Raw genomic sequence first — 18,076 nt, 5'->3', positions numbered from 1 at the left:
TCCTGTTTTGTTACGGGGCCGTCGTGGCCTTGTTAAGGGTATTGGGTATGGCAAAAGCCGCATCCAGCAACTGACGAGTATAGTCATGTTGCGGTGACGCAAAAATCTCGCCTGCCGGTCCCTGTTCGACTACCTGCCCCTGGCGAATGACCATCAGCTGATGGCTGAGGACCTTTACCACCGCCAGGTCGTGGCTGATAAATAAATAACTCAAATTGTACTTCTGTTGCAGTTCGCGCAGTAGCTCGACCACCTGGCCCTGCACGGTGCGGTCCAGCGCCGAGGTCGGCTCATCCAGCAGGATCAGCCTGGGCTTCAACACCAGCGCGCGCGCAATGGAAACGCGTTGGCGCTGTCCGCCGGAAAACTCGTGCGGGTAGCGATGCCGGGTGTCGGGGTTCAGGCCGACTTCCTGCAACGCCTGAATCACCATCTGTTCGCGCTCTTCGGCAGTGCCGATGCGATGGATTTCCAGCCCTTCGCTGATAATCTGGCCAACCGACATGCGCGGGCTCAGGCTGCCAAAGGGATCCTGAAACACCACTTGGAACTCGCGTCGCAAAGGCCGAACTTCACGCTGGCTGAGATTATCCAGCCGGTTGCCGTTACATTCGATCACGCCCTGACTGTCCAGCAGCCTCAACAGCGCCATGCCCAGGGTAGTCTTGCCCGAACCGCTTTCGCCGACGATGCCCAAAGTCTGTCCCTCGGGCAGGCTGAAGCTGATGTCGGTGACTGCCTTGACGTGATCCACGGTACGCTTGAGCACGCCTTTCTTGATCGGAAACCAGACCCTGACCTGCTCGGCGCGCAGTATCTCCCGTGCGCCGGCCTCGACTGGCACTGGCTCGCCGCTTGGGTCCGCCGCCAGCAATTGCCGGGTATAGTCGTGCTGCGGATCGCTGAACAGCGTGGCGCAATCATTCTCTTCGACGACGCGACCCTGATACATGACACATACCCGGTGGGCAATCTTGCGTACCAGGTTCAGATCGTGGCTGATCAGCAGCAGCGCCATGCCCAGTTTCTGCTGCAATTCCTTGAGCAGATCGAGAATTTTCAGCTGTACCGTCACATCCAGCGCGGTGGTAGGTTCATCGGCAATCAACAGCTCCGGCTCGTTGGCCAGGGCCATGGCGATCATCACCCGCTGCCGCTGCCCGCCGGACAGCTCGTGGGGGTAGGACGCCAGGCGCTTCTCCGGCTCGGGGATACCCACAAGATGCAGCAGCTCGAGGGTGCGCGCGCGCGCCTCTTTTTTCTTCAGCCCCTTGTGCAAGGCCAGCACCTCGTTGATCTGCCGCTCGACCGTGTGCAGCGGGTTCAGCGAACTCATGGGCTCCTGAAAGATCATCGAGATACGATTGCCGCGCACTTTGCGCAGGGTTTTTTCGTCAGCGTGCAGGAGATCCTGGCCGCCGTAGTGGATTTCACCGCTGGGATGATGTGCCGCAGGGTAGGGCAGCAGACGCAGTATCGAATGTGCGGTCACCGATTTGCCGGAGCCGCTCTCGCCAACCAGGGCGAGCGTCTGGCCAGGGTAAATGTCGAAACTGACATCATGCACGGCATTGACCTGGCTGGGACCCTGGTTGAAGGCCACGCTGAGGTTGCGGATGCTGATGAGGGGCGTATCTGTCATCTCATTTCCTTGGGTCGAAAGCGTCGCGCAGGGCCTCGCCGATAAACACCAGCAAGCTCAGCATGAGTGACAGCACAACAAAGGCGGTAAGGCCCAGCCAGGGCGCTTGCAGATTGGCCTTGCCCTGGGCGATCAACTCGCCCAGCGAGGGCGAGCCCGCCGGCAGGCCGAAACCGAGAAAGTCCAGCGAGGTGAGGGTAATCACCCCGCCGGTCAGAATGAACGGGAAAAAGGTCAGAGTCGCCACCATGGCGTTGGGCAGAATATGCCGGAACATGATGGTGGCGTTGCTGGCACCCAAGGCCCGGGCCGCGCGCACGTACTCGAGATTGCGGCCACGCAGGAATTCGGCGCGCACCACGTCCACCAGCGACATCCAGGAAAACATCAACATGATGCCGAGCAGCCACCAGAAGTTGGGCTGTACGAAGCTGGCCAGAATGATCAGCAGATAGAGCACCGGTAGCCCGGACCATACCTCGATGAAGCGCTGCCCCAACAGGTCGATACGGCCACCGTAAAAACCCTGAATGGCGCCGGCGATGACACCGATGATGGAGCTGAAGATAGTCAATGTGAGGGCAAAGAGCACCGAGATGCGAAAGCCGTAGATGACCCGGGACATCACATCGCGCGCTTGGTCATCGGTGCCCAGCCAGTTGTCTGCTGAGGGCGGCGCCGGGGCAGGCACGTCGAGATCGTAGTTGATGGTGCCGTAGTGGTAGGGGATGGGCGGCCAGAGCATCCAGCCCTCGCCATCCTCTTTGATCAATTGCTGGATATAGGGGCTGCGATAGTCGGCCTCGATAGGAAATTCACCGCCGAAGGCGGTCTCCGGGTAGCGTTCGAATACCGGAAAATACAGCTCGCCCTGAAAGCCCACTGCCAGGGGCTTGTCATTAGCGATCAGCTCGGCGCCCAGGCTGAGTACAAAAAGCACCATGAACAGATGCAGCGACCACCAGCCGCGCTTGTTGGCACGGAAGCGCGCGAAGCGGCGCTGGTTGAGCGGAGACAGCTTGATCAGTTGCATGCTCAACCCTCCCTGCTGTCGAAGTCGATGCGTGGGTCCACCAGGGTGTAGGTGATATCACCAATGAGCTTCACTACCAGACCCAGCAGGGTAAAGATGAAGAGAGTGCCGAACATGACGGGATAGTCGCGGTTGATGGCGGCCTCAAAACCCAGCAGGCCGAGGCCGTCCAGCGAAAAGATCACCTCGATCAGCAGCGAACCGGTGAAGAAGATGCTGATCAGCGCGGACGGGAAGCCAGCAATGATCAGCAGCATGGCGTTGCGAAACACGTGACCATAAAGCACCCGGCTCTCGGACAAGCCCTTGGCGCGCGCGGTCGTCACGTACTGCTTGCCGATCTCGTCCAGAAAGCAGTTCTTGGTCAGCATGGTCAGTGTGGCAAAGCTGCCCACTACCATGGCAAACACCGGTAGCGCCAGATGCCAGAAATAGTCGCCGATCTGCTCCCAGGTGCTCATCTCGTCGAAGTTGTTGGAGGTGAGCCCGCGCAGTGGGAACCAGTCCAGATAGCTGCCGCCAGCAAACAGCACTATCAGCAGTATGGCCAGCAAAAAGCCGGGTATGGCGTAGCCGACGATGATCAGCGAGCTGGTCCAGATATCAAAGGCGGAGCCGTGCCTAATGGCTTTGCGAATGCCCAGGGGGATGGAAATCAGATAGGTGATGAGCGTGGTCCATAGTCCCAGCGAAATGGAAACCGGCATCTTTTCCAGAATCAGGTCGGTGACCTTGGCATCGCGAAAGAAGCTGTCACCAAAATCGAACTGCAGATACCCCTTGATCATCATCCAGAAGCGTTCATGGGCCGGCTTGTCGAAGCCGTACATTTTTTCGATCTCGGCGATGATCTCCGGGTCCAGCCCCTGGGCGCCGCGGTAGTTGCCACCGCTCGCCACCTCGCCGCCACCGCCGGATACTCGACTGGTTGCGCTACCCTCGAAGCCTTCAAGGTTGGCGATCATCTGCTCGACCGGGCCGCCGGGTGCTGCCTGGATAATCAGAAAATTGATCAGCAATATGCCGAACAGCGTGGGGATGATCAGCAGCAGGCGGCGAACAATGTAAGCCAGCATGCTTATTGGTCCTCGCCAACAGGGATGGTAACTGCAGGCACCTGGGTTTCTTCAGGGGCGGCAGTCGCCGCCTTGTCGGCGTCGGCCCACCAGGTCCACAGGCCCAGACTGTACTTGGGGGTAACCTCTGGGTGCTCGAACTTGTCCCAGTAAGCCACACGGTAGACGCTGGTATACCAGTTGGGGACCACCAGGTGCTGGGCGCGCAGGGCGCGGTCCAAGGCGCGGGTATGGGTCACCAGCGCCTCCCGACTGTCTGCCTGCACCAGCCCTTCTACCAGCGCATCGATTGCCGGGTCCTTCAGCCCCATGAGGTTACGGCTGCCGGGGTTGTCGGCGCTGGATGAGTGCCAGTACTCGCGCTGCTCGTTACCCGGTGAGTTGGATTGGGCGAAGCTGCTGACGATCATGTCGAAGTCGCGTGAACGCAGGCGATTGATGTACTGGGAGACATCTACCCGGCGCAGTGTCATGTCGATGCCCAGGGAAGCCAGGTTGCGCTTGAAGGGCAGCAGTACTCGCTCGAAGTCGGCTTGCACCAGGAGAAATTCGAAGCTGAGCGGCTCGCCCTCGGCATTGACCAGTTGGTCGTTGACGATATTCCAGCCTGCCTCTTGTAGCAGGGCATAGGCCTGGCGTCTCAGCTCGCGCAGATTGCCGCTGCCGTCGGTTCTCGGAGGCACATAAGCGGGGCCGAAAGTCGCAGCGGGCAGTTGGTCGCGCAATGGCACCAGCAGCGCCAGTTCGGCGGCATCGGGTTCGCCCTGGGCGGCCAATTCGGAATTGTCGAAGTAGCTCTGGTTGCGCGTATAAGCGTGGTGAAACAGCTTGGCGTTGGCCCACTCGAAGTCGAACAGCAGGCTGATGGCCTGGCGCACGCGCACATCCGCGAAGTAGGGCTTGCGCATGTTGAAGACGAACCCCTGCATGCCGCGTGTGTTGCTGTTGGGCAGCTCTTCTTTGATGATGCGGCCCGCGCTGAGAGCAGGGCTCTCATAACCGATGGCCCAGTTCTTGGCAACCATCTCTTCGTTGAAATCGAACTGGCCGGCCTTGAAGGCTTCCAGGGTGACGCTGGTGTCGCGGTAGTAGTCCACCACTACCCGGTCGAAGTTATAAAAGCCGCGCTGCACCGGCAGATCCTTTGCCCAGTAGTCTGGGTCGCGCTTGAAGCTGACGCTGCGGCCGGGGCGTACCTGGCCGATGCGGTAGGGGCCGCTGCCGAGCGGAACGTCAAGGGAGCCGCGAGTAAAATCCCGATCCTGCCAGTAGTGCTGAGGCAGCACCGGCAACTGGCCAACCACCAGCGGCAGTTCGCGGTTGGTGCCGTCGCGAAAGTGAAAGGTTACGGTTCGCTCATCCTCGGCTGCCACCTCGGTGACGTCGCTGTAATAGGCGCGGTAGAAGGGGGCGCCATCTGTGATCAGCGTGTTGAAGGTAAAGACGACGTCGGCGGCGGTGATGGGTTCGCCATCATGAAAGCGCGCCTCGGGGCGCAGATAGAAGCGTACCCAGGTGCCATCTGGTGCCTTTTCCATGCGTTCGGCAATCAGGCCATATTCGGTGAAGGGTTCATCCAGGGCGTGAAAGGTGAGGGTGTCGTAGATCAGCGCCAGGTTTTCAGCAGTGGTGCCGCGGCTGATATAGGGATTGAGCGAGTCGAAGCTGCCGAAGCCGGCCAACCGCAGAGTGCCGCCCTTGGGGGCTTCGGGATTGACGTAATCGAAGTGCTGAAAGTCTGCCGGGTATTTGGGCGGCTCACCGTAGAGCGTGAGAGCGTGCTGCCCTGGTTGCGCAAGGGCAGTAACCGCGTAGCAGGTAAATAAAAGCAGACAAATGGATTTCAACGAGAAAGGCATTCGGAGACCTTATTGTTCTAGTGTGCAGCTGGCGCTTGCCACCAGCTGCGAAGACCCAGGGAGTACGGCGGTATATCTGGCGTCTGCAGCCAGCTGCGATAGGCGATGCGATGGTAGTTTATATACCAGTTCGGGATTGTATAGTGATTCCACAGCAGTACTCTGTCGATGGCGCGGGTGGCGGCTACCTGTTGGCTGCGACTGGTGGCGCCGCTCAATTTGTCGATCAGGTCGTCGATCACCGGATTGTTCACACCTGCGTAGTTGCGGCTACCCTTGACATTGCGCTGGCTGGAATGGAAATAGCCGAACTGCTCAAGTCCAGGGGACAGCCCCTGGGGCAGAGTGCCCAGAATCATGTCGTAATCGAATTGATCCAGTCGCGCCTTGTACTGCGCACGGTCTACAGTACGGATATGCATATCGATGCCCAGCCGAGCCAGATTCATGCGGTATGGCTGCAGGATTCGTTCCAGACTGGAATTAACCAGTAGCACCTCGAACACCAGCGGCTTGCCGGCATCGTTGACCAATCGTCCCTCGCGCAGTTGCCAGCCCGCCTGCGCAAACAGTTCTACCGCCTGGCGCAGGGTCTCACGCGGAATGCCCCGGCCATCGGTGACAGGTAGACTGAATGGCTGCAGGAAGAGTTCCGGCGGGAGTGCCTCACGGTGCGGCGACAGGTACAGAAATTCCTGGCCCGCCGGTATACCCTTGGCGCTGAACGGACTGTTGGGGTAATAGCTCAGCGAGCGCTGATACGCCCCGTAAAAGAGCACGCGATTGGACCATTCGAAATCGAACAGCATGCCCAATGCCTTGCGCAGCTGCAGGTTGTCGAAGGGGCGCCGGCGGGTGTTGAAGAACAGTGCCTGGGTCGAGCTGGGTATCTCGTGCTCGATGGCTCGCTTGAGCACCTCGCCGCTGGCGACCGCCGGGAAATTGTAGGCATTGGCCCAGTTGCTGGCCTTGTGGTCGATATAGAGGTCGAACTCTCCTGCCTTGAAGGCTTCGAAGGCGACACTGTTGTCACGGTAGAACTCGACTTCCATGCGATCAAAGTTGTACTTGCCTCGGTTGATCGGCAGATCAGCGCCCCAATAGTCCTTTACCCGTTCATACGTCAGGCTGCGGCCAGGGTCTACCTGTACCACCCGGTAGGGACCGCTGTTGAGTCCAGGTTGGAAGGTGGTTTCGCCAAATTCATGTGCCTGCCAGTAGCGCTCGGACAGTACCGGTAGCTCGCCAAGACGCAGAATCAGCAGGCTGTTGTTGGCCCGTGAGAACACGAAACGGATACGGTGTTCACTGAGGATATCTACCCGTTCTATGTCCTGCAGCATGGAGCGATAGTTGGGGTGGCCCTTGTCGCGCAACAGCCGATAGCTGAAGGCCACGTCCGAAGCGGTAATGGGGGTGCCGTCGTGAAAACGGGCTTGCGGCCGCAGATTGAAGACGACCCAGCTGCGGTTGTCGGCAAATTCCAGGGTTTCGGCGATCAATCCGTAAGCGGAATAGGGTTCATCACCCGAGGGGTCATAAATGCCGCTGCCGACCATCAGTGGTTCGTTCAGCTCGTTGATGCCGTACTGAGCAAAGTCGCCGGTATTGATGGGGCTGGTGCCCTTGAGGGTATAAGGATTGAGCGTATCGAAGGTGCCGCTGCCCATGACGCGCAAGGTGCCACCTTTGGGCGCATCCGGGTTGACGTAATCAAGGTGCTCGAAGCTGTCCGGATATTTTGGCTGACCATATAACGCGTAGCCGTGCTGCTTGTGCACGGCCGCGTTGGCGGGTAAGGCAATCAGCCAGCAAAGCAAGAGCGCGGCAAGGTGGGGAAGGCGAAACTGCGGCGTCATGAATACCTGCGTGGATAGAGCCAGCGGGCGGCAACGCGGCCGATCAGCCCGGCTTGGGCTCTGATCGTCCGCCTGTCGTCAATTGCTCAACGCTATCATTGTCGCCAGTGAGACGGAAGGGCCAGACCGCAATCAGGGGACGAACAGGGTCAGTTGTTGCCCAGGTTTGAGATAGCGTTCCAGTTTGTTCCAGCTGCGGATATTGTCCACCTGTACATTAAAGCGCGCGGCAATGGCCGAGAGTGAATCACCGGATCTGACTGTGTAGGTCACGCTGCGGTTGTCCTCGCCATTACCGGGCAGCATCAGGGTAGAGCCGACACTGAGGGCGTTGCCGCTGAGGTCGTTGTAGTGCTTGATGCGATTTACCGTGGTGCCGTGCGCGCGGGCAATGCTCCACAGGCTGTCACCCGGTTGAATGCGGTAGCTGAGTGCTGCGTTGGAGGCCAGTGCCTGAGCTGGCGTCGGCAGCTGCAGCGGCGTGCTGCCGAATTGGGGCAGCATCAGGGTCTGGCCTACCCGCAACAGGTTGCCGTTGATAGCATTGACGTCGCGAATAACGCCCACCGAAAGCTGGTAACGACGGGCTATCTGCGACAGGGTATCGCCACGGCGTACCTGGTAGCGCTGGTAGTTCAGGCGCTGGTCGTCCGGCAATTCGGCTAATGCCTGGGTAAACTGTTCGGCCTGATCGATGGGGATCAGCAGTTGATACTCACCCTGCGGCGCTGTGACCCGCTGATTGAACGCCGGGTTGAGGCTGAGCAGCTCCTCGGTCGGGATGTCGGCCATCTCCGCAACCTTGTGCAGGTCAATCTGCTGATCGACGGTGATTTCAGCAAAGTAGGGCTCGTTGGCCAATTCTGGCAGGTGCGTGCCATAGGTCGTGGGACTATCGATGATCTGTGCCAATGCCAGTAGCTTGGGCACGTAATTCATGGTTTCGCGAGGCAGCTGCAGGTTCCAGTAGTCAGTGGGCAGGCCCAGCGCCTGGTTGCGCTTGACCGCGCGGCCGACGCAACCTTCGCCGCAATTGTAGGCGGCCAGGGCCAACAGCCAATCGCCGTCAAAGTAGTCATGCAGTAAATTGAGATAGTCGAGTGCCGCCTGGGTGGAGGCTGTCACGTCCCGGCGGCCGTCGTACCACCAATCCTGGCGCAGGGAAAAATTGCGTCCGGTGGATGGAATGAACTGCCACAGACCGGCGGCCTTGGCGCTGGACAGGGCCTGCGGGTTATAGGCGCTTTCGATAAAGGGCAGCAGCGCCAGCTCCTGCGGCATTTGCCGTTCATCCAGCTGTTGCACCACATAATAAAGGTAGCGTTGCGCGCGAGGGGTGGTCAGTTCGAAGTAGCGGGGCTGGCTGGCGAAGGAGAGGCGTTGCTGGTCTATGCGCGGGTTGTCAATCAGAGCGGGATCGAGCAGGAATCCATCGCGGATGCGGCCCCAGAGAGTGGCCGGGGTTTGAGGTTCAACGCTGATAACCGCGGTAGAGGGGTGGACAGCTGGTTGGCTTGGCGGCATTTGCTGCCATTGTCGCTGCTGTGTCTGCCCCAGCGCGCGATAATCAGACTGCTCCGTTGTCTGGCAGCCCGTGAGTGCTAGCAGCCCCGCAAGGGCGCCCAGCACCAGAGGCTTGGGCAAGATGGCAACAACCGAATAACGCATATTAGCCCCCACAAAATGAGGGTGATTCTATGGAGTCACCCTGGTGGGGTCAAGACGCGCTGGGATCAAAAACTGTCCTTCCATGCGCGCACAGCAGCGAAGGTCTCTAGTCCGGGGCTTAGCGGCTTTCCGGCATGGGCGCTTGCGGCCTGTGTCACGGCCTCGCAATCGGCGCGTAAAAAGGGGTTGGTAAGCAGCTCGAGGGCCAGGTCGCTGGGCAGCGTCATACGCGCGGCCGCTCGCAGGTCGTCGACCACTTCAAGGCGTACCCGGATGTCCGCGTTTTCCGGCTCCACTGCCTGGGCAAAGCGCAGATTGGCCTGGGTATATTCATGGGCGCAGTACACCCGGGTTTGCGCAGGCAAGGCGGCAAGCTTGTTCAGCGAGCTATGCATCTGTTCAGCTGTGCCCTCGAATAGCCGGCCACAGCCGCCAGCGAACAGGGTGTCGCCGCTCAGCAGCCAGGGGTCGCCCTGGTTTTCGCAATAATAGGCAATATGCCCCAGCGTATGGCCGGGTACGGCAATCACTTCCAGGGTCTGGCCGAAGAGCTTGAGCGTATCGCCATCATCCAGCGCCCGGTCGCGCGCCGGGATGTTCTCGGCGGACGGCCCCCACACCTTGCAGCCGGTACCGGCCTTCAGCGCCGCAACGCCACCGACATGATCGGGATGGTGATGGGTAACCAGAATGTCGGTGAGACGGTATTCGGGGTGCTTGCCCAGCCAGTTGATGACGGGTTTGGCATCGCCGGGGTCAACCACGGCCAGCCGTTCGCCGTCTTCGGCCAGCAGTAGCCAGATGTAGTTGTCATTGAAAGCCGGTAGCGCAATAAATGTAGACATGTATAGCCTATTCCGTAATCTGTAGAGTCATCTTAGAGTCTGTTGCGGTTCGATCACAACCGCGCCACCGACAGTTTTTCCGGCACGGGCCGTATGGCGAGCAGTCAGCTGCGCCAGGACAATCACCGCTGCGCGGATCGTCAGCCCCCGACGGACTGCGGTATCAATCGCTAACGGAGAATCCATGGCACGTCTGCAGCCCTCTCGCTCCATCAGTCAGGCCGATCTGCTGCGCCTGCTGCGCGAGGCGCGCACCTGGCTGGATTCGGCGCCCGGGCAGATGCTGCTGGAGGCCGAACGGGCAGCCCAGCGCGAGGTGCTGCCACAATGCTTTGGTCAGCACCTGGTGCAGTATGGCCTGGCACCGTGGCTGCTGGATCCTGACGACAAGGTAATGCGCCATCACTGGCACCTGGATATGGAGACGCGCCCCGGCACTTTGGCCGTCGAAGAGGCGCGCTGGCCGTTTTCGCCGCAATCGCTGGATACTGTGGTGTTGCATCACGGCCTGGATTTCAGTCTGTCGCCGCAAACCCTGCTGCGTGAAGCCAGCCAGGCAGTGCGCGCCGGCGGTCACCTGCTGATCTTCGGCTTCAATCCGCTGAGTAGCTGGGGCGTGCCGCATTATCTGGGGCAGAGCTGGCTCGGGCAGGCTGGTTTTGTACGTCCCGGCCGCTTGGCAGACTGGCTTGAACTGCTGGGTTTTGCGGTGGAGAAACGGCTGGATGGATGCTATCGTCCGCCGCTCCTGTCACCGGCCTGGCTGCAGCGGCTTTCCTTTGTTGAGCGTCTGGGCGAGCAGCGCCTGCTGCCCGGTGGTGGATTTTACTGTCTGCTGGCCCGCCGGCAGATGTATGGCGCGTTGCCGCAACGGCAGCGCGGCATGGCTTTTCCGACGCTGACCCTGCCGCCGCTGGCGGCGGGCAGCCGGCATACGCACAAACGAGAAAGGTAATGACCCAAGCGATCGAAATATTTACTGACGGTGCCTGCAAGGGCAATCCCGGTCCTGGCGGCTGGGGTGCTTTGCTGCGCCTGGGCGAGCACGAAAAGAGCCTGTATGGCGGCGAGTTGAACACCACCAATAATCGCATGGAATTGCTGGCGGCCATCCGCGGCCTGGAAGCGCTGAAGCGTTCGGCCAAGGTGGTTCTGACCACCGATTCGCAGTATGTAATGAAGGGCGTCTGCGAATGGATGCCCAACTGGAAAAAGCGCGGCTGGAAGACTGCTGGCAAGCAGCCGGTAAAAAATGTCGACCTGTGGCAGCAGTTGGATGCTCTGGTGAATGAGCACGAAGTGGAGTGGCGCTGGGTGCGTGGCCACACCGGGCACCGCGAGAACGAAATTGCAGACGAACTGGCCAATCTGGGTGTGCAGCACATCCTCAGTGAACAAAGGGGCGGCGCATGCGTGAAGTAGTACTGGATACCGAAACCACGGGTATTGAACACAAGGAAGGCCACAGAATCATCGAGATCGGTTGTGTCGAGGTGGTTGACCGTCGGCTCACGGGGCGGCATTACCACGTGTATCTCAATCCGCAACGTGACATCGACGAAGGAGCGCAGGCGGTGCACGGTATTTCCAGTGAGTTTCTCGCCGACAAGCCGCTATTTGCCGATGTCGCCGATGATTTCATGAATTTCATCAGTGGTGCGCGGCTGGTCATCCATAACGCGGCCTTTGACGTCGGTTTCATCGATAGCGAGCTGGAGCGCCTGGGCAAGGGCCATGGTCTGGTAGCCGAGCATTGCAGCGTGCTGGATACGCTGTTGATGGCGCGCGAGAAACATCCGGGACAGCGCAACAGTCTGGATGCCCTGTGCAAGCGCTACGGGGTGGACAACTCGCAGCGTGACCTGCACGGCGCCTTGCTCGATGCCGAGATTCTCGCCGACGTCTACCTGCTGATGACCGGCGGGCAGACTGCGCTCTCGCTGGCGGCCAACGGCCAGAGCAACGAGGATGGCAGTGATTCGGCCAGCAGTATTCGTCGCCTGAACCCTGAGCTGCGAGCAGGTCTGAAAGTGCTGCGAGCCAGCGCCGGAGAGTTGCAGCAGCATGAGGAGCGTCTGGCTGCGATCGAGAAAACTGCCGGTTTTGCGTTGTGGAATGGTCCCGCCCCTGGGCCGTAGTCAGGCTCCGCAGGGGTGATCCAGATGGGTAAAGCGAGGCCGGCACAATGGTTGATGCCGGCCTCGCTTTTTCAATACTGCAGCAGCGTCAGATCCATAGCGATACGGCCAGCAGGCCCACACCGCCAAGGACCAGCGTGTAGGGCAGCGCCATGACCACCATGCGTCCATAAGACAACCGCACTAGCGGAGCAACGGCCGAGGTCAGCAAAAACAGGAAAGCGGCTTGGCCGTTGGGCGTGGCCACGCTGGGCAGGTTGGTGCCGGTGTTGATGGCAATCGCCAGACGATCAAACTGTTCGCGGCTGATGGCGCCACTGTCGAGGCTTTCTTTTACCTCGGAGATATAGACGGTAGCCACGAACACGTTATCGCTGATCATCGACAGAATGCCGTTGGCCAGAAAGAACATGCTTGGCTGGCTTTCTGGCGGCAAGGCCAGTACTGCGTGAATGATAGGGCTGAACAGGTGTTGCTCGTGGATCACTGCCACTATGGCAAAAAACACTACGAGCAAGGAGGTGAAGGGTAGAGCCTCCTGAAAGGATTTGCCGATCTGGTGCTCATCGATGATGCCGTTGAACGAGGTGATCAGGATGATCACCATCAGCCCGATAAAACCGACCTCTGCCAGGTGAAACGCTAGTCCCAGTACCAGCAGCAGGGCTGCCAGCGCCTGCACCATCAGCGCGGCCCGTTGGGGTGCCTTGCGCTTGGCCTGCTCGGCTGCGGCAAACTCTTCCAGCACATGGCGCACCGGGCGTGGCAGGCGTGCGCCATAGCCGAACCAGCCGGTCTTCTCCAGCACCAGGCAGGTAAGCAGGCCAGCGGCCAGCACCGGCATGCTGACGGGCGCCATTAGCAGGAAAAACTCGATGAAATCCCAACCAGCCACACTGGCAATCAGCAGGTTCTGTGGCTCGCCAACCAGCGTGCAGACACCGCCCAATGCGGTGCCTACCGCGCCATGCATCAGCAGGCTGCGTAAAAAGGCGCGGAATTCTTCCAGATGTTCGCGGTGCAATGGGTCTTCGGCCGGGTGGCCATCCTGGTTGTCTGTGCCAGCACCGGCGGACGCCACCTTGTGGTACACCCCGTAAAAGCCCACCGCAACGCTGATGATCACGGCGGTGACCGTCAGGGCATCAAGGAAGGCCGAGAGCACCGCCGCGACCAGGCTGAACAACAGGCCCAGCAGAGACTTGGAGCGGACGCCCAGGATCAGCTTGGTGAAGGTGAGCAGCAATAGATCCTTCATGAAGTAGATGCCCGCCACCATGAACATCAGCAACAGAATGACGGGGAAGTTGCCCAGTACTTCCCGGTACAGTGCCTCGGTAGAGGTCATGCCGATCAGCAATGCTTCAATTGCCAGAAGCCCGCCGGGCAGCAGGGGATAACACTTCAACGCCATGGCCAGGGTAAAGATGAATTCCAGTACCAGTACCCAGCCGGTGACATAGGGGCCGCAGACCCACAGCAGCAACGGATTGAGCAGCAGGAAGGCGACAATGGTACGTTTGTACCAGTTGGGCGCCTGGCCAAGAAAGTTATGCCCCAGGGCCGGTAACATGGCGTTAGACATGGTGAGTTCCTGTCATATTGTTGGAAAAAGTAGCCAGCGACCGGAGTCGCATGCACTGGCCTGGCCGTATGGCAGCGGCAGGCAAGATACTGCAGGCATCGCGATAGTACCGGAATGGGGCCGCGAATAAACTCATCCGACGTACAAGCCATGCGCTTTTTCAGTAGCTTGGGTCATATTCTTCAGTGATTGGTTATGGTGTTCTGCTTTTAGCTTGATATAGTCATGCAAGAAAAAAGCGCGGGCTGTTTGGCATTGTCCGACGCTTCGGTGATTTTGCTGACATAAAAAGAAGGTCGAGTATGCCTGAATTCAAGACATTGCTGGTCGAGCAGACCGGTAAAGTGGCTCACATTCGTATCAATCGCCCAGAGAAGATCAATGCGATGAATCGCGAGTTCTGGGCCGAGATGATCGAGGTTTTCGGCTGGGTCGATGAAACCGACAGCATCCGTTGCGCCATCATATCCGGTGAAGGCAAGCACTTCTCCGCCGGCATCGACCTGACCATGCTGGGACAGGCCGCGTCACAGATGAACATGGATATTGCCCGCAAGGCCGAAGCCATTCGCCGCCACGTGTTACATCTGCAGCATTCGTTCAATGTCATTGATCATTGCCGCAAACCGGTGATTGCTGCCATTCAGGGTTACTGCATTGGTGGCGCAATCGATCTGATCACCGCCTGTGACATGCGTTACTGCACCGAGGACGCGCATTTCTCGATCAAGGAAATCGACATGGGCATGGCCGCCGATGTGGGCACCCTGCAGCGATTGCCGCGGCTGATCGGCGATGGCATGATGCGAGAGATGGCCTACACCGGCCGCGCCGTATATGGCGCAGAAGCTGCGCGCATCGGGTTGGTGAACCGAACCTATGCAGACCACGCTGCCTTGCTGGCCGGGGTCATGGAAGTGGCGCAGAGCATTGCCGCTAAATCGCCCGTGGCGATCAGGGGCACCAAGGAAATGATTCGTTTCAGCCGCGACCACAGCGTTGAAGATGGTCTCAATTACATCGCGACCTGGAATGCAGCCATGCTGCAGTCGGAAGACATGAAAATTGCGATGGCTGCGCACATGAGCAAGCAAACTCCCGAGTTTGCTGACTGAGCGGCCGCGGACGTACGCAGGGATGGTGGGAGAGCGAATGCTATGTTAACCGGTACCACGTCACTAGATCTGATCAGGGATGAACTGTTCGCCAGCATGGGTGAAGTCGAGGAGCAGCTGCAGCGCTTCCTGGATGACCGGCAGAACGGCAACCTGTTGCAGCAGTCAATAGAAGGTTTGCAGCAACTGCGCGGTACGCTCGCCTTGATCGAGCTGAAGGGCGCCGCCGAGCTGCTGGACGAAATGGTCGCCTTGGCAACCGACATTCCCACGCATGATGGTGATGAGCGCAATGAACAGCTTTCTGCACTGTGCGATGCGCTGTTTCTACTAGAGCGTTATCTCGACCAGGCACGCCAGACCGGCCGGGAACGTCCCGAATTGCTGCTACCCACCATCAATCAGCTGCGCGCGCATCGCCCCGGTGTGCCCGTGTTGCCGCAAAGCCACTTCTACCCCCTGCCGGTTGCGGGTCTGCCCACCAACTTTCGCTCCGGCACTGACGAGCGGCTGGAGGCAAAGGTATTCAATCGTCTGCGGCAGATGTATCAGTTGGGCTTGTTGGGCCTGATCCGTGATGACGGTCTGGCGTCTGCGACCCCACTGATGCAACGCGCCCTGCAACGCTTCGAACGCAGCCTTGGCGCCCAGACAGCAACCCTGTGTTGGGTCGCCAGTGCGGCGCTGGAAGCCATCGAGCAGACGCCCTTGGAGTTGACCGCTCCACGCAAGCGTCTGTTCTCAATGCTTGATCGCGAGGTAAGGCGAGCTGCGCGGGGCGGAGCCGACAGCATCAATGCCCAGCTGCTGCATGAACTGCTGTATCTGGTTGCCCTGGCTGACGGCAACTGTGCGCGCAGCCAGGAGGTCGCGCAGGCTTACCAGTTACCTGATCCCGGTTTCACCGAACTGGAAATACAGAACGCCTTCGGACGTCTGCGCGGTCCGGGCGTGGATGTCATGCACTCGGTAGCCGAGGCGTTGCGCGAAGAAATAACTGCCATCAAGGATTTGCTGGATCTGCTCGCGCGTAACGCGGGGGATGCCGACCAGTCGCTGGAAACCCTGTCTATCGGGCTAGAGCGGCTCTGGAAGACGCTGGGGATGCTTGATCTGCAGGCCGAGTCCAAGGCCATTCAGGCGGTCTGCGGACAGATTGCTGGCTGGAGCAGCGAAAGTCCGCAATCGCTGGAAACATTGGAGCACGTCGCCGATGCGGTGCTGCGCGCCGAAACCGCGGTCAATCATCTGGATGCGCGCGGTGATGACAACGAACAGGCCGCCGTGGGGCCAGACGGTTTCAGCGAGCCCCTGGAGTTGAAAGAGGCGCGTATTGTGCTGATCGAGGAATCACAGGCCGGACTGGCCCTGGCCAAGCGCGCGATTACCGCCTATATGGAGTCGGGCAATGATGCGATGCACTTGCTGAACGTGCCGCCCTCGCTGGAAACCGTCCGCGGTGGTCTGGTATTCCTGGGCATGAGTCGCGCCGCCAATGTAATCCACATGGCCGCAAGCTTTATCCGTGAAACCATGCTCGAGCGCAAGCAGGTGCCCAAGGATCAGCAGCTGGAGGTGCTGGCCGATGCCCTCACCAGTATCGAGTTCTATCTGGAATCGGCCGAGCGCGCGGCAGTGTCCACCGGCGATGTGCTGACACTGGCCGAGGAAAGCCTGGCCGAATTGGGTTATGCCGTTTCGGGGACACAGTCTTAATGCGTTTTGTTCGCCAATTCGAGCCCGCAGTCAGTTTTGCGCGCGGCGCCGCCACAGAAGCGCTGGTAGTCGTCATTCATCAGAACCAGTTCGCCATGTATGACGGCAGCTTGCTGCACGACGCTGACCAGGCCATCTATTTTGGTGACAGCGCGCACCGCCTGGCGCTGGGTCTGGTGGACGGACGTCAGTGCGAGTTGCTTTGCCTGAGCGAGAGCATGAGCATGCCCGGGCTCAGTTGGCACGGGCTGCGCAGTCTGATTGGACAGATTGATGACCAGCTGTTTCGGCTACTGGGATTTTCACAGCAACTCAATGCCTGGTATCAAACGCATCAGTTTTGCGGTAGCTGCGGGCAGCAAATGCAGTTGCGTAGTGACGAGCGTGCCATGGAGTGCCTGGCGTGCGAGCGTCGTGAATACCCCAAGATTGCGCCTTGCATCATAGTACTGGTGACCCGGGGCGAGGAGGTATTGCTGGCGCGCTCGCCGCATTTTCCGCCTGGTTTTTTCAGCACCCTGGCCGGCTTTATCGAGCCTGGTGAATCGGTCGAGCATTGCTTGCATCGTGAAGTGAAGGAAGAGGTCAACCTGGAGGTGGACAATCTGCAGTATCTGGGCAGCCAGAACTGGCCTTTCCCCAATTCGCTGATGCTCGGCTTTCATGCGGAGTATGCCGGTGGCGAAATAGTGCCGCAGCCGGGAGAGATTGAGGAGGCGCATTGGTGGCCAGTCGACAGTCTGCCCAGCATTCCGCCACGTGGCACCATCTCGCGCTGGCTGATTGACTCTTATCTGGCGCGCCTGGAGGGCAGAGAAGCGCCCCCGGTGCCCGTCTGAAATGAACCAGGGAGCAGGTATGCAGTATCTTGTCTTGGCGGTGCTTGTAGGCTGTGTGGCGCTATTGCTGGCTGTGCTGGCGCTGCGTTTTGGTTGGCGCCTGCGTTGGCTGCTGGGCTGGCTCAAGGGTAATGTGCTGCTGGCGCTGTTGGCTGCGGCCGTGATGCTTGGCCTGGCGGCCTGGGATCTGCAGAACTTTACCGAAATCGAACCCAGGGCCGCTACTGTGGGCACGCTCAGCTTCAACAAGGTGGGCAATCAGCAGTACGAAGCCGTGCTCACCGGGCCGCAGGGCAATGAGACGGTGCGTATTGCCGGCGATCTTTGGGAGCTGGAGGTCGAAGTATTGCGCTGGCATGGACTGCCAGGGGCGCTAGGGTTGGTCGATGGCTATCGTCTGCACCGTTTACTTGGGCGTTACCTGGCGCTTGAGCAGCAACACGATAGCAGCGCCAATGGTCGCGAGTTGCTTCCCAATTTGCATAGCACGCCGCCATGGCGTGATCTCTGGGCATGGATAGATAATATTGAAGCGCATCGACTGCTTGAGGCAGATGCCTTCGAGGTGCGTTTTATACCATTGACGGACGGTGCGCAGTTTTCGCTGGAATTGGGGCCTACAGGCCTTACGCCAGTGCCGCTTAATCCTGCCGCAACGGCGGCAATGAAACGCTTCAACTGACAGCCGCCGGTGCGTCCGG

The 18,076-nt window shown here is 59.6% G+C and carries 15 protein-coding genes; 7 read left to right on the top strand and 8 right to left on the bottom strand.

Going from position 1 to position 18,076, the window contains the following annotated elements; translation table 11 throughout:
* Positions 1-10: 10 nt before the first annotated feature.
* The 7 genes from V7756_RS14410 to gloB all read right to left on the bottom strand — a co-directional run bounded on the left by V7756_RS14410 (position 11) and on the right by gloB (position 9,982).
* Complete coding sequence (locus V7756_RS14410; RefSeq protein ID WP_335610887.1) at positions 11-1,642, bottom strand: ABC transporter ATP-binding protein; 1,632 nt, start codon at positions 1,640-1,642, stop codon at positions 11-13.
* A 1-nt stretch (position 1,643) separates the two neighbouring features.
* Positions 1,644-2,666 carry an ABC transporter permease gene (locus tag V7756_RS14405; RefSeq protein ID WP_335610917.1) on the bottom strand — a complete coding sequence of 341 codons (1,023 nt, stop codon included), beginning with the start codon at positions 2,664-2,666 and terminating at the stop codon, positions 1,644-1,646.
* Positions 2,667-2,677: 11 nt separating this feature from the next.
* Positions 2,678-3,751, bottom strand: coding sequence for a microcin C ABC transporter permease YejB (locus V7756_RS14400; RefSeq protein WP_335610886.1), 1,074 nt, complete (start codon positions 3,749-3,751; stop codon positions 2,678-2,680).
* A gap of 2 nt (positions 3,752-3,753) precedes the next feature.
* Complete coding sequence (locus V7756_RS14395; RefSeq protein ID WP_335610885.1) at positions 3,754-5,610, bottom strand: extracellular solute-binding protein; 1,857 nt, start codon at positions 5,608-5,610, stop codon at positions 3,754-3,756.
* 17 nt (positions 5,611-5,627) lie between these two features.
* Positions 5,628-7,469: an extracellular solute-binding protein gene (locus V7756_RS14390; RefSeq protein WP_335610884.1), complete on the bottom strand. Its 1,842-nt coding sequence runs from the start codon at positions 7,467-7,469 to the stop codon at positions 5,628-5,630.
* Between the two features lie 132 nt (positions 7,470-7,601).
* Positions 7,602-9,137, bottom strand: coding sequence for a LysM peptidoglycan-binding domain-containing protein (locus V7756_RS14385; RefSeq protein ID WP_335610883.1), 1,536 nt, complete (start codon positions 9,135-9,137; stop codon positions 7,602-7,604).
* Between the two features lie 65 nt (positions 9,138-9,202).
* Positions 9,203-9,982, bottom strand: a complete 780-nt coding sequence (gene gloB, locus V7756_RS14380; RefSeq protein WP_335610882.1) for a hydroxyacylglutathione hydrolase — start codon at positions 9,980-9,982, stop codon at positions 9,203-9,205.
* Between the two features lie 184 nt (positions 9,983-10,166).
* On the opposite strand from gloB, the gene V7756_RS14375 reads away from it, so the two are divergent.
* Genes V7756_RS14375 through dnaQ form a run of 3 tightly spaced genes read left to right on the top strand, consistent with a single transcriptional unit; the run spans position 10,167 to position 12,120 of the window.
* Positions 10,167-10,937 carry a class I SAM-dependent methyltransferase gene (locus V7756_RS14375; RefSeq protein WP_335610881.1) on the top strand — a complete coding sequence of 257 codons (771 nt, stop codon included), beginning with the start codon at positions 10,167-10,169 and terminating at the stop codon, positions 10,935-10,937.
* Positions 10,937-11,404 carry a ribonuclease HI gene (rnhA, locus tag V7756_RS14370; protein ID WP_335610880.1) on the top strand — a complete coding sequence of 156 codons (468 nt, stop codon included), beginning with the start codon at positions 10,937-10,939 and terminating at the stop codon, positions 11,402-11,404. Before V7756_RS14375 ends, rnhA begins: the two co-directional genes overlap by 1 nt.
* A complete protein-coding gene (dnaQ, locus tag V7756_RS14365) occupies positions 11,392-12,120 on the top strand; it encodes a DNA polymerase III subunit epsilon (RefSeq protein WP_335610879.1) in 729 nt (242 codons plus the stop codon). The genes rnhA and dnaQ overlap by 13 nt, the downstream gene beginning before the upstream one ends.
* Before the next feature lie 88 nt (positions 12,121-12,208).
* Here the strand turns inward: dnaQ and nhaB are convergent, their stop codons facing one another.
* Complete coding sequence (gene nhaB / locus V7756_RS14360; RefSeq protein WP_335610878.1) at positions 12,209-13,705, bottom strand: sodium/proton antiporter NhaB; 1,497 nt, start codon at positions 13,703-13,705, stop codon at positions 12,209-12,211.
* 302 nt (positions 13,706-14,007) lie between these two features.
* On the opposite strand from nhaB, the gene V7756_RS14355 reads away from it, so the two are divergent.
* Genes V7756_RS14355 through V7756_RS14340 form a run of 4 tightly spaced genes read left to right on the top strand, consistent with a single transcriptional unit; the run spans position 14,008 to position 18,057 of the window.
* Positions 14,008-14,820, top strand: coding sequence for a crotonase/enoyl-CoA hydratase family protein (locus V7756_RS14355; RefSeq protein WP_335610877.1), 813 nt, complete (start codon positions 14,008-14,010; stop codon positions 14,818-14,820).
* 42 nt (positions 14,821-14,862) lie between these two features.
* Positions 14,863-16,536, top strand: coding sequence for a ferrous iron transporter B (locus tag V7756_RS14350; protein ID WP_335610876.1), 1,674 nt, complete (start codon positions 14,863-14,865; stop codon positions 16,534-16,536).
* Positions 16,536-17,375, top strand: coding sequence for an NAD(+) diphosphatase (nudC, locus tag V7756_RS14345; protein ID WP_335610875.1), 840 nt, complete (start codon positions 16,536-16,538; stop codon positions 17,373-17,375). The genes V7756_RS14350 and nudC overlap by 1 nt, the downstream gene beginning before the upstream one ends.
* A gap of 19 nt (positions 17,376-17,394) precedes the next feature.
* On the top strand, positions 17,395-18,057 hold the full coding sequence (locus tag V7756_RS14340; protein ID WP_335610874.1) for a hypothetical protein: 663 nt from the start codon (positions 17,395-17,397) through the stop codon (positions 18,055-18,057).
* Positions 18,058-18,076: the final 19 nt, after the last annotated feature.

It is taken from the genome of Halopseudomonas sp., from assembly GCF_036961105.1.
In the GTDB taxonomy this organism is placed as follows: Bacteria; Pseudomonadota; Gammaproteobacteria; order Pseudomonadales; family Pseudomonadaceae; genus Halopseudomonas.
The sequence above is the reverse complement of the archived record's forward strand: the minus strand, read 5'-3'. Positions and strand labels throughout refer to the sequence as shown.

Coding starts and splice junctions, on each gene's coding strand:
- V7756_RS14410 (WP_335610887.1), bottom strand. CDS start 1,642: ATGACAGATACGCCCCTCATCAGCATCCGCAACCTCAGCGTGGCCTTC.
- V7756_RS14400 (WP_335610886.1), bottom strand. CDS start 3,751: ATGCTGGCTTACATTGTTCGCCGCCTGCTGCTGATCATCCCCACGCTG.
- V7756_RS14395 (WP_335610885.1), bottom strand. CDS start 5,610: ATGCCTTTCTCGTTGAAATCCATTTGTCTGCTTTTATTTACCTGCTAC.
- V7756_RS14390 (WP_335610884.1), bottom strand. CDS start 7,469: ATGACGCCGCAGTTTCGCCTTCCCCACCTTGCCGCGCTCTTGCTTTGC.
- V7756_RS14385 (WP_335610883.1), bottom strand. CDS start 9,137: ATGCGTTATTCGGTTGTTGCCATCTTGCCCAAGCCTCTGGTGCTGGGC.
- gloB (WP_335610882.1), bottom strand. CDS start 9,982: ATGTCTACATTTATTGCGCTACCGGCTTTCAATGACAACTACATCTGG.
- V7756_RS14375 (WP_335610881.1), top strand. CDS start 10,167: ATGGCACGTCTGCAGCCCTCTCGCTCCATCAGTCAGGCCGATCTGCTG.
- rnhA (WP_335610880.1), top strand. CDS start 10,937: ATGACCCAAGCGATCGAAATATTTACTGACGGTGCCTGCAAGGGCAAT.
- dnaQ (WP_335610879.1), top strand. CDS start 11,392: ATGCGTGAAGTAGTACTGGATACCGAAACCACGGGTATTGAACACAAG.
- nhaB (WP_335610878.1), bottom strand. CDS start 13,705: ATGTCTAACGCCATGTTACCGGCCCTGGGGCATAACTTTCTTGGCCAG.
- V7756_RS14355 (WP_335610877.1), top strand. CDS start 14,008: ATGCCTGAATTCAAGACATTGCTGGTCGAGCAGACCGGTAAAGTGGCT.
- V7756_RS14350 (WP_335610876.1), top strand. CDS start 14,863: ATGTTAACCGGTACCACGTCACTAGATCTGATCAGGGATGAACTGTTC.
- nudC (WP_335610875.1), top strand. CDS start 16,536: ATGCGTTTTGTTCGCCAATTCGAGCCCGCAGTCAGTTTTGCGCGCGGC.
- V7756_RS14340 (WP_335610874.1), top strand. CDS start 17,395: ATGCAGTATCTTGTCTTGGCGGTGCTTGTAGGCTGTGTGGCGCTATTG.